At 70.8% G+C, this 10,578-nt stretch carries 8 protein-coding genes, 1 other RNA gene and 3 pseudogenes; 9 read left to right on the top strand and 3 right to left on the bottom strand.

Going from position 1 to position 10,578, the window contains the following annotated elements:
• From G6026_RS02160 to G6026_RS02180, 5 genes and pseudogenes are all read left to right on the top strand, one after another.
• Positions 1 to 201 (top strand): annotated as a pseudogene (locus tag G6026_RS02160) (Nif3-like dinuclear metal center hexameric protein); the annotation flags it as partial.
• 11 nt (positions 202 to 212) lie between these two features.
• On the top strand, positions 213 to 944 hold the full coding sequence (locus tag G6026_RS02165; RefSeq protein WP_107756161.1) for a C4-type zinc ribbon domain-containing protein: 732 nt from the start codon (positions 213 to 215) through the stop codon (positions 942 to 944).
• A gap of 8 nt (positions 945 to 952) precedes the next feature.
• Positions 953 to 1,588, top strand: a pseudogene (locus G6026_RS02170) (histidine phosphatase family protein); the annotation flags it as partial.
• A gap of 15 nt (positions 1,589 to 1,603) precedes the next feature.
• Positions 1,604 to 2,032: RNase P RNA component class A (rnpB, locus tag G6026_RS02175), an RNA gene on the top strand.
• A 204-nt stretch (positions 2,033 to 2,236) separates the two neighbouring features.
• Positions 2,237 to 2,410, top strand: coding sequence for an SPOR domain-containing protein (locus tag G6026_RS02180; protein ID WP_156607149.1), 174 nt, complete (start codon positions 2,237 to 2,239; stop codon positions 2,408 to 2,410).
• 11 nt (positions 2,411 to 2,421) lie between these two features.
• On the opposite strand, the gene G6026_RS02185 is transcribed toward G6026_RS02180, so the two are convergent.
• The gene (locus tag G6026_RS02185) at positions 2,422 to 4,092 is read right to left on the bottom strand and encodes a CYTH and CHAD domain-containing protein (protein WP_182612132.1); all 1,671 of its coding nucleotides are present in this window, start codon (positions 4,090 to 4,092) and stop codon (positions 2,422 to 2,424) included.
• A gap of 152 nt (positions 4,093 to 4,244) precedes the next feature.
• On the opposite strand from G6026_RS02185, the gene G6026_RS02190 reads away from it, so the two are divergent.
• Complete coding sequence (locus G6026_RS02190) at positions 4,245 to 5,753, top strand: NAD(P)/FAD-dependent oxidoreductase (protein ID WP_107756164.1); 1,509 nt, start codon at positions 4,245 to 4,247, stop codon at positions 5,751 to 5,753.
• A gap of 65 nt (positions 5,754 to 5,818) precedes the next feature.
• Complete coding sequence (locus G6026_RS02195; protein ID WP_107758043.1) at positions 5,819 to 6,637, top strand: SDR family NAD(P)-dependent oxidoreductase; 819 nt, start codon at positions 5,819 to 5,821, stop codon at positions 6,635 to 6,637.
• A gap of 34 nt (positions 6,638 to 6,671) precedes the next feature.
• Here G6026_RS02195 and pip read toward each other — a convergent pair whose 3' ends face one another.
• Positions 6,672 to 7,667: a prolyl aminopeptidase gene (gene pip, locus G6026_RS02200; RefSeq protein ID WP_107756165.1), complete on the bottom strand. Its 996-nt coding sequence runs from the start codon at positions 7,665 to 7,667 to the stop codon at positions 6,672 to 6,674.
• Positions 7,668 to 7,684: 17 nt separating this feature from the next.
• A complete protein-coding gene (panB, locus tag G6026_RS02205; protein WP_182612133.1) occupies positions 7,685 to 8,548 on the bottom strand; it encodes a 3-methyl-2-oxobutanoate hydroxymethyltransferase in 864 nt (287 codons plus the stop codon).
• A 220-nt stretch (positions 8,549 to 8,768) separates the two neighbouring features.
• Between panB and glnA the strand changes: the two genes are divergently transcribed.
• A complete protein-coding gene (gene glnA, locus G6026_RS02210; RefSeq protein WP_107756167.1) occupies positions 8,769 to 10,109 on the top strand; it encodes a type I glutamate--ammonia ligase in 1,341 nt (446 codons plus the stop codon).
• 37 nt (positions 10,110 to 10,146) lie between these two features.
• Positions 10,147 to 10,578 (top strand): annotated as a pseudogene (locus G6026_RS17060) (bifunctional [glutamine synthetase] adenylyltransferase/[glutamine synthetase]-adenylyl-L-tyrosine phosphorylase); the annotation flags it as partial.

Genomic DNA, 10,578 nt, shown 5'->3' on the forward strand with positions numbered 1-10,578 from the left:
CTGCGTCACCACGTCGTCGACGAGCACCTGCGGGGAGGCGGCCCGGCGCTGGTGGACGCGGCGCACTGGGCACTCGAGTACCCGTGGTGTGCGCAGGCCGCGGCGTTGCTCGAGGAGGGGGTCGGGGTCGCGGCGACCGTCTGCGACCTGCGCACCGACCCCTGGACGGTGGCGTCGGGGACGGCGGGCGACGGGCGGTAGTCTTGGCCCTCATGAAGGCCGATCCCACCCTCCAGCGTCGACTCGTCGACCTCGCCGAGCTCGACCTGCGCCTGGGCTCCCTCGACCACCGTCGGCGCTCCCTCCCGGAGCAGGCCACCGTGGACACGTTGGAGGCCGAGCGCCGGGCTGCCGTGGAGTCCGCCGCGCGGGCTCGGATACACGTGGAGGACCTGGATCGCGCGATCGCCAAGCTGAGCTCGGACCTCGACGCCGTGCGGAGGCGTCGCGAGAGCGACTCCGCGGCGTTGGCCGCCGGCGGCCTGTCCGACAGGCAGGCCACCGAGCTCGAGTACGAGCTGGCATCGCTCCACCGTCGTCAGGAGAACCTGGAGGCCGAACTCTCCGAGCTGACCGAGCGCCACGAGGCGGTGGACGCCGACGTCCGCCACTCCGGCGCGATCATCACCGACCTGGACGCCCGCCTCGGAATGGCCACCACCGTCCGCGACACGGCACTCGCCCACCTCGAGGACTCCGTCACCGCCACGACCGCCGAGCGGGCCCGCCAGGCGGAGGACCTCCCCGCGGACCTACTCGACCTCTATACCCGTAGTGCACAGCAGGCCGGCGTGGGTGCGGCGATCCTCAACGGCGGCCGGTGCTCGGCCTGCGCGATCGATCTCGACCGCACCACCGTGTCGGCGTTCCGTACGGCACCCGCCGACGACGTCCTGACCTGCCCGGAGTGCGGCGTGATCGTCGTCCGCACTGCCAACTCGTGAGCGGGGGTCCCGGCTGGACGGGCGCGGCCGGGAGCCCCACCCGGATCGTGCTGGCCCGTCACGGTCAGACCCCGCTCTCGGTGGACCGCCGGTACTCCGGACAGGGTGACCCCGACCTCACAGAGCTGGGCGTGCTCCAGGCCGAGCGCACCGCAGAGCGGTTGGCCCGCCTCCCCGGGCTCTCGGCGGTCGTCTCCTCCCCGCTGCGCCGGTGCCTGGGGACCGCCGAGCGGGCCGCCGAGGCGACGGGAGTCCCGCTGGTTGTCGAGGACGACCTCATCGAGACGGATTTCGGACTCTGGGAGGGTCTGACCTTCTCCGAGGCCGCGGAGCAGGACCCCGCTCTGCACTCACGCTGGATGTCTGACACCGCCGTGCCGCCCCCCGGGGGCGAGAGCTTCGCCGTGGTCCGCGCCCGGGTCGAGCGGGGACTGCGCCGGATCGTCTCCGAGAACCCGGGCGGCGTGGTGGCCGTGGTCAGTCACGTCACGCCCATCAAGCTCGCGATCAGGGCGGCCCTCGACGCCGGCGACGAGCTGCTATTCCGGCTCCACCTGGACCTGGCCTCGGTGTCCGACGTGCGGTTCTATCCCGACGGTCCCACGTCGGTGCACCTGGTCAACGACACCTCGCACCTCGACTAGACTCGCCAGGGCGAACGAGTCGGCCGGACGGCCGCGGGCAGGGGAACCGGCGCCACCAGGTGGCAGGCCCCGGTCCGAGGAAAGTCCGGACTCCACAGAGCAGGGTGGTTGTTAACGGCAACCCGGGGTGACCCGCGGGACAGTGCCACAGAAAACAGACCGCCGCGCCCGCGAGCGCGGTAAGGGTGAAACGGTGCGGTAAGAGCGCACCAGCGCCCCGGGTGACCGGGGCGGCTAGGTAAACCCCACCCGGAGCAAGGTCGAAGGCCGCACCGCCCGCGGTGCGGCTGCGCGGATGGAGTGCAGAGATGCACGAGAGGGCTGCTCGCCCGAGTCCGCGGGTGGACCGCTCGAGGTACCCGGTGACGGTGTGCCCAGATGGATGGTCGTCGCCTCTCCGTCCGCGGAGGGGCACAGGATCCGGCTTACAGGCCGGCTCGTTCGCCTCGATCTTGACGTGTGCGCGCCTCGCTGGGCTTGCGCGGCGTCTCGGGTCCATTCCGCACGCGCATCGCCGGAATCCCCGGGCGAATCCGCCGCGCGAGCCGAAGTGGGCGCGCAAGTCGGTGAGACGGAGCCAGCCGGGTCGCAACCCCGGGTAGAGTCGGACGGGTCGGCAGATCACCGGACGATCCCAGGAGGCCCGTCATGTCGGAAGAACAGTGGTACTACGACATCGGCACGGGCCAGGCGTTGCAGGGCAAGGTGACCAACTGGGACAACCGCATGGGCCCTTACGCCACCCGCGGCGAGGCCGAGGCCGCGCTGGACAAGGCGAAGGCCCGCAACGAGGCGTGGGACGCAGAGGACGAGAAGGACTGAGAAGGGCGGCGCTACGTGCCGGTGCCCTTCTTCTTCTTCTTCTTCTTGTTCGTCGTCTTCCTCCGCCGCGCCGCGCGCCGGGATTCCGACAGCTCTCGGTAGGCGGCGGTGACGGTGGCCGCATCGCTCTCGAACCCGGCCAGCGCGCGCTCGGAGAAGCCGCGCTCGTGCTCGAAGAGCACGCCGAAACCGAAGGTCGGCTCGCCCGCGGACTCCGCCCGCCTGGCGATCCGCCGGATCCACATCCGGGCGGTCACGCTGTCCTGGACGTCGCCGAGCACGGTGTGCAGTCGCTGGCACGCGGTGCGCAGCGGCGCGACGGTCAGTCCGTCCGACTCCCGGAGGGCGCCGACGTTGCGCCGCAGTGCCTTGGCGCGCTTACGGACCACGTGGGTCAGTTCCTCGCGTTGGGCCAGGGTCAGCTCGAGCGAGTCGAGGTCGCGCTCGGTGCGGGTGCGGGCCTTGGTGAACTTGGCGAACTGTCGGTCGACTCCTCGCAGGACCATGTCCTGGGCCTCGCGCCTGCGCTTCTTCGAGGTCGGCGCGGTGTCCCCGGAACGGGGCCCCGATCCGGAGCCCGAGTCGGTGCCGGAGCGGCCACCCGAGCCGGTGCCGGCGACGTCGACGAGCAGGTGCAGCCGGTCGAGCAGGGCGAGGTAGCGGTCGGACCCCAACGCCTCCGTCACCCGCGCGCCGGCACGTCGCTCCTCGGAAGCGAGCTCGTCGCTCAGTCGCTGCCTGGTCAGCGGGCTCACGACGTCGTCCGGGTACTCGGCGGCCAGCCCTCCGAGCCGCTGGTCGACCACCTGGATGTCGCGGACCTTACCCAGGACCGCGGCGAGAACCTTGAGCTCGTCGAGCAGGTCGGCCAGGTCGATCTCCGTGCCCTCGGTCTCCGCCTCGAGCTCCTCGGCGAACGAGCTGATGGTGCTGCGCAGGCCACGGACCGCCACGCGCATCTGGTGAACGCCCACCATGGTGACGCGCCGGGCGGCGGGATCGTGGTCGAGTACCTTGTCGAGGTCCTCCCGCAGGGCGTCCCTCACCGCGGAGACGCCCGCGTCGTCCGGCGAGGGGAGGGGGCCGAGGGCGCGGGCGAGTTTGGACGACGACGACGAGGTCGTGGCCCCGGCGGAGGTGCACGCGGTGGCGACGGTGTCGAGATGGCCCCTCGCTCCGGGCCGGGACGGATCGACCAGTTCCACCTCCCATTCCCGCCAGTCCCCGTCCGCGTTCCCGGTGGCGAACGACTGCGTCGAGACGCGGTCGTCGCAGAACTCCACGACGGCGGCTCCGTCGGGATCGCGCAGGAGCATCACATGTCTCCTGTTGTTCACGCGGGCCACGGGCGCGAGCGGTCGGCGGCGGACCAGCCCTGCCACCGCGGCCACGAGTTCGGCCGGAACGTCGTCGCCGTGGTCGAGCGGGAGCCGCAGCTCCACCCGTCCGGCCTCGGAGGGGAGCTTGAGGTGCCAGCCGGAATCGTCGCCGCCGGTACGGCGTCTGAGGGTGACCTTGTGGCGGGTGAGGCTGAGGTCGGCGGTGTCGTAGTACGTGGCCGAGAGTTCGTGCACGACGGGGTCGTCCGCGAGCAGGGGGGCGAAGGCGTCCGCGGCGGGGATCGGGGTGTCGGGGTCGACCTCGAACTTGCTCTCGATCTCCACCGTCTCGCTGATCGTCATGGACTGGTTGTATCAGGCCCGGGTGAACATCGGGTCCGGTGCGTCGCGACCGGGCCGCCACCCACCATTTGTCGACGTCCCGTGCCGGCTCGGACTTACTTGCGGGTAAGATCGCAGTGGTTCCGATCACATGCTCGCCGTGGGGAGAAGAAGTGGATCAGACGACACGAGTCGACGTCCTCGTCGTGGGGGCCGGATTCTCCGGACTCGGGGCGGCCATCAGACTCACCGAGGAGGGGGTAGACGACCTCATCGTGGTCGAGCGGGGCCAGGACGTGGGTGGCACCTGGCGCGACAACTCCTATCCGGGGGCGGCGTGCGATGTGCCATCCCACCTGTACTCGTATTCCTTCGCCCTCAACCCGGAGTGGTCGCGGGCGTTCTCCCCCCAGGGCGAGATCTACGACTACATCCGTCGCGTCACGCACGACCACGGGGTCCGGGACAAGATCAGGTTCGGCGTCGACGTCACCTCGGCGCAGTACGACGAGAACCGCGGCCGGTGGACGGTGAGCACCACGGCGGGGGAGTACGACGCGCGAGTGCTGGTCCTGGGCGTCGGTGCGCTGTGCGAGCCCAAGCTCCCGGAGATCGACGGTATCGACGACTTCGCGGGCCCCGTCTTCCACACTGCCCGCTGGGACCACTCGGTCCCCCTGGCGGGTCGGCGCGTCGCGGTGATCGGCACCGGAGCCTCCGCGATCCAGGTGGTGCCGTCCATCGCCCCGGCCGTCGAGCACCTGGACGTCTACCAACGCACCGCGCCCTGGGTGCTGCCCCGCATCGACCGGAAGTACCCGGGGTTCGAGCGCGCCCTCTACCGCAGGGTCCCCGGTCTGCAGCGCGCGGTCCGGGGCCTGCAGTACGCGAGCCGTGAGCTCCAGGTCGTGGGACTGACCCGGACCCGGGCCGCCCTCGCCCCGATCAAGGCGCTCGGGCGCGCGCACCTCGCGATGTCGGTGCGCGACCCCGAGCTGCGGGCCGCTCTGACCCCGCACTTCGAGATCGGGTGCAAGCGGATCCTGCTGTCCAACACCTGGTACCGGGCGCTCGGTCGCCGGAACGTCGACGTGGTGACCACGCCCATCAGCCGGGTGACAGAGACCGGGATCGTCACCTCCGACGGCGCGGAGCACCCGGCGGACGTGCTGGTGGTGGCCACCGGGTTCCACGTCACGGACTCGCCGTTCTTCGAGCGCGTCCGCGACTCGGCGGGACGAACCCTCGCGGACACCTGGGCGAGCGAGGGGATGGAGGCCTATAAGGGCACCACCGTCGCCGGATACCCCAACATGTTCGTCCTCATGGGTCCCGCGACGGGCCTCGGTCACTCGTCGATCATCTACATGATCGAGTCCCAACTGAACTACCTCGTGGACGCGATCCGCGCCATGCGCGACCGCGGCCTGCAGACGGTCGACGTCCGAGCGGCGGTCCAGAACGCGTACAACCGTGAGCTGCGCGAGAACACCGGCAAGACGGTCTGGCTGACCGGCTGCAAGAGCTGGTACCTGGACGCCAAGGGCAACGCCCCGGCCGTGTGGCCCGATTTCACCTTCACCTTCCGCAACCAGACGAGGGAGTTCGATGTGAGCGCCTACCGCCGGACCGAGGTCGACCGAACCGCCGCCGTGCCCACCGGGCAGGAGGCGCTCCGGTGAGCGCGCCGATCACCAGGGTGCTCGGCGCCCTGGGTGGCCTGACCTCCCGCCGTCCCCGCTGGCAGATGGACGGCAAGGTCGTCGTCATCACCGGGGCCGGCTCCGGCATCGGCCGTGAGCTCGCGCGGGAGGCGGCGCGGCGGGGGGCCCGGCTGGCCCTGAGCGACGTGGACGTCGACGGACTGGCCGAGACGGTGAGGCTGATCGGAGCGGAATCGTCGGTGGAGGTGCACTCCGACCGGCTCGACGTCACCGAGCAGGCCGCCGTCGCCGAGTACGCGGGCCGCGTGGTCGAGCAGTTCGGCGTGGTCCACCTCGTCGTCAACAACGCCGGGATCGCGTTCACCGGGTCGGTCGCGCAGTCCGGGTACAAGGACATCGCCCGCGTGATGGACGTGGACTACTGGGGGGTCGTCCACGGCACCAAGGAGTTCCTGCCGCACCTCATCGCCTCCGGGGACGGACACATCGTCAACATCTCCAGCATCTTCGCGATCCTCTCGGTGCCCACACAGAACGCCTACAACGCGGCCAAGGCGGCGGTGCAGCAGTTCACCGAATCGCTGCGGATGGAGATGCTCGCCGGTGGCCAGCCCGTGGACGTCACCTGTGTCCACCCCGGTGGCATAAAGACCGCGGTCGCCAGGAGCGCCGGCGCGGCCGAGGGTCTGGACAGCGCGACCTTCGCCGCGATCTTCGACTCCAAGTTCGCACGGACGGAGGCGACGACAGCCGCGCGGGTGATCCTCGACGCGGTCGAGCGGCGCCGAGCCCGTGTGTTGGTGGGCCCCGACGCGTACGTGATCGACGCGATGGTCCGACTCTTCCCGTCGGGGTACCAGAAGGCCACGGTCGCCGCCTCGCGCCGTTTCGGGGTCGTCTGATCCCCGAAAGCCCTCGCCGAGCCGGGCGTGGGGCTCAGGGCCGGAAGCGGTCGGTCGCCTCGAGCAGGTGATGGGTGGTGCCGGGCTCGGCCATCGCGTGCCCGGCGTCGGGGACGATGTGCAACTCGGAGCCCGGCCAGGCCGCATGCAGTTCCCAGGCGTTGGCGACCGGGCAGACCACGTCGTAGCGGCCGTGGACGATCACGGCCGGCAGATGCGCGACCCGGTCCATCCGGTCCAGGATGGCCCGCCCGCCGAGGAACGCATCGTTGACGAAGTAGTGGTTCTCGATGCGGGCGAAGGCCAGGGCGAACCGGTCCGCCTCGTCGCCGTCCGCGGCGGGAGGCCGGGGGAGCAGGGTGGAGGTGGTGGTCTCCCACGTCGTCCACGCGTGCGCGGCGGCGATCTCGATTGCCGGATCACCGCAGTGTAGGAGGCGGTGGTAGGCGGCCACGTGGTCGAAGCCGTCCCGATGGACCGTCTCGGCGCCCTCGGCGGCGACGAGTGGCGCCAGGTAGCCCTCCCAGGCGTCGGGGAACAGGTGGGCGGCGCCGCCCCGGTAGAACCAGTCGATCTCCGACGGTCGGCACAGGAAGATCCCGCGGAGCACCAGGCCGCGGACGCGATCGGGATGCTGCTGGGCGTAGGCCAGCGCCAGCGTCGTCCCCCACGATCCCCCGAACACCAGCCAGCGGTCGATCCCCAGCGCCTCACGCAGGCGTTCGAGGTCGGCCGTGAGATGCCACGTGGTGTTGACGGCGAGGTCCGCCCCGTCCGCGACGTGCGGAGTGCTCCGTCCGCAGCCCCGCTGGTCCACCAGGATGATCCGGTAGGACTCCGGGTCGAACATCCGGCGATGCTCCGGCGTGGTCCCGCCTCCGGGGCCGCCGTGGACGAACAGCACCGGGGCGCCGTCGGGATTGCCCGAGCACTCCCAGTACAGGCCCTGACCGTCGCCCACGTCGAGCATGCCGGTCTCGTACGGCGCGATACGCGGGTACGGGGTGCGGAGCGTGGTCTGTGGGGTCATCGGGGCTGACCGCGCCGTCAGAAGGAGTGCTCGGGTCCGGGGAACGCGCGGGCGCGGACCTCCTCGCCGTACTCCCGGGCGGCGTCGCGCAGCGTGTCGGCGAGCTGCGCGTAACGCTTGACGAATTTCGCCGTCCGCCCGGTGCCGTGTCCGGCCATGTCCTGCCACACCAGCACCTGGGCGTCGCAGCCGTTCCCGGCGCCGATGCCGACCGTGGCGATGTCCAACTCGGTGGTGACCTCCCGGGCGAGGTCGGCGGGGACCATCTCCATGACGACGGAGAAGGCTCCTGCCTCCTGCACGGCGCGGGCGTCGGCCCGCAGTGCGTCAGCGGCGTCCCCGCGTCCCTGGACTCGGAAGCCGCCGAGGCCGTTGACCGACTGGGGGGTGAAGCCGATGTGGGCCATCACGGGGATCCCGGCGTCCACGATCGCCCGGATCTGCGGGGCCATCCGGACGCCGCCCTCCAGTTTGACGGCCTGGGCGCCGCCCTCCTTCATCATCCGCGTGGCGGCGGACACCGCCTGAGCCGGGGAGGTCTCGTAGCTGCCGAAAACGAGATCGGCCACGACGAGCGCCTTCGGGGCTCCCCGGGTGACCGCGCGGACCAGAGGGATCATCTCGTCCTCGGTCACGGGGACCGTGGTGTCGTACCCGTAGACCACGTTGGCCGCCGAATCCCCGACCAGCAGGACCGGGATCCCGGCCTCCTGGAACAGACGCGCGGAGACGTAGTCGTAGGCGGTGAGCATGGGCCAGGGTTCCCCCGCGGCCTTCAGTTCGGCGAGGTGGTGGATCCTGGTCACCCGCGTCAGCCCCCGGGGTCCCGCGTCCGGTGCACCACCGGAGCCGTAGACCGGGTTGTCTGGGTTGTCGCTCATGGCGGTGTGGCCTTCCTACAGTGACCTCGAGGCCGGCAGGAGGGCCGGTCCCCGGGTGGACAGGGGGCGGTGACGGTCGTCGCCGTCGCCGATGAGTCTGCCACGACCCCGGGGGCGTGGGTCCCTGGGCCGGGGCCGCACGGCGCGGGGAGGGGTCGGTGGGCGTGTCGGGGGCCCGATGTCACACGCCCGTAACACGACAGGCACTAGGTTGGACCCCATGAACCGCCAGCAGGAGTACGTTCTCAGGACCTTGGAAGAGCGCGACATCCGGTTCGTCCGGCTCTGGTTCACCGACGTTCTCGGGACCTTGAAGTCAGTGGCCGTGGCACCCGCAGAACTCGAGGGGGCGTTCGGGGAGGGGATCGGCTTCGACGGCTCCGCCATCGAGGGGTTCTCGCGGGTCTCGGAGGCGGACACCATCGCCAAGCCGGATCCGTCGACGTTCCAGGTCCTGCCGTGGGCGCATGCCGACGGCGCCCAGCACTCGGCGCGCATCTTCTGCGACGTCTTCAACCCCGACGGCAGCCCCAGTTGGGCGGATCCGCGCCACGTCCTGCGCCGGCAGCTCAACAAGGCGGCCGATCTCGGCTTCTCCTGCTACGTGCATCCCGAGATCGAGTTCTTCCTGTTCAAGAGCCTCGACACCAACGGGGCCGAGCCCGTCCCCTCGGACAACGGCGGCTACTTCGACCAGGCGGTGCACGATTCGGCTCCGCACTTCCGGCGGCACGCGATCGAGGCGCTGGAGGCGATGGGCATCTCCGTGGAGTTCTCCCATCACGAGGGTGCGCCGGGGCAGCAGGAGATCGACCTGCGGTATGCGGACGCGCTGAGCATGGCGGACAACATCATGACCTTCCGCTACATCGTCAAGGAGGTGGCCATGAACAACGGGGTGTGGGCGTCGTTCATGCCCAAGCCCCTCCGTGACCACCCGGGGTCGGCCATGCACACCCACATGAGCCTGTTCGAGGGTGACTCCAACGCGTTCCACGACGCGGACGACGAGTACCAGCTGTCCACCACCGCGAAGTCGTTCGTCGCCGGGATCCTGCGTCACGCCCCGGAGTTCTCGGCCGTCACCAACCAGTGGGTCAACTCGTACAAGCGGCTCATCGGCGGCGGCGAGGCCCCCACCGCCGCCACCTGGGGTCGTGCCAACCGCTCGGCGCTCGTGCGCGTTCCGATGTACACGCCCAACAAGGCGTCCTCCCGTCGGATCGAGGTCCGCAGCCCGGACTCGGCGTGCAACCCGTACCTCGCGTACGCCGTGATGATCGCCGCCGGGATCAAGGGCGTCCAGGACGGATACGAGCTGCCCCCGGAATCCGAGGACGACGTGTGGACCATGAGCCGGCGTGAACGACGGGCGATGGGGTACACCGACCTTCCGGGGAGCCTCGAGCAGGCCCTCGACGCGATGGAGGAGTCCGAGCTCGTCGCCGAGGCACTCGGCGAGCACGTGTTCGAGTTCTTCCTGCGCAACAAGCGTCGGGAATGGCGGGAGTACCGCAACGAGGTGACCCCGTACGAGCTCCGTAGCTACCTCGCGCTGTGAGATCACCCAGCGCACTGATCGGACGGTCCCGGTGAGTATGGACTCCTCGCGGTCCAGGGTGCCCAGCCCGGGCAGGCTGGGACTGCTCGATGCGCGCGCCGGGGACTGGTTGCACTACCTGGGTTGGACCGACGAGGACGCCACACCGCTGATGTGGGCGCTCTCGCGCGCACCCGACCCGGATCTCGCCCTGGGGACGCTGGTGCGGCTGCGGGAGGCACTGGCGGCCGAATCGTCGGGCGGGGGACCGGCTGCGGGCGGTGGCGACGACACCGGCGTAGCGGGGTTGGACTCGGCGCTGCGGTCCGACCTCCCGTTGCGGGGACGCCTGCTGGGACTGCTCGGCGCGTCCAGCGCACTGGGGGACCATCTGGTCGCGCAGCCCACCCGCTGGGCACTGCTCCGTTCGCCACTGCCGTCCCGGGAGGACGTCCTGGCAGACATGCTGGGAGCGGTCGACGCCGTCCCC

The organism is Dietzia sp. DQ11-38-2, from assembly GCF_014145055.1.
Taxonomy (GTDB): Bacteria; Actinomycetota; Actinomycetes; order Mycobacteriales; family Mycobacteriaceae; genus Dietzia.

Bases quoted from the DNA above. Each gene is read 5' to 3' on its own strand.
- G6026_RS02165 (WP_107756161.1), top strand. From the start codon at position 213: ATGAAGGCCGATCCCACCCTCCAGCGTCGACTCGTCGACCTCGCCGAG.
- G6026_RS02180 (WP_156607149.1), top strand. From the start codon at position 2,237: ATGTCGGAAGAACAGTGGTACTACGACATCGGCACGGGCCAGGCGTTG.
- G6026_RS02185 (WP_182612132.1), bottom strand. From the start codon at position 4,092: ATGACGATCAGCGAGACGGTGGAGATCGAGAGCAAGTTCGAGGTCGAC.
- G6026_RS02195 (WP_107758043.1), top strand. From the start codon at position 5,819: ATGGACGGCAAGGTCGTCGTCATCACCGGGGCCGGCTCCGGCATCGGC.
- pip (WP_107756165.1), bottom strand. From the start codon at position 7,667: ATGACCCCACAGACCACGCTCCGCACCCCGTACCCGCGTATCGCGCCG.
- panB (WP_182612133.1), bottom strand. From the start codon at position 8,548: ATGAGCGACAACCCAGACAACCCGGTCTACGGCTCCGGTGGTGCACCG.
- glnA (WP_107756167.1), top strand. From the start codon at position 8,769: ATGAACCGCCAGCAGGAGTACGTTCTCAGGACCTTGGAAGAGCGCGAC.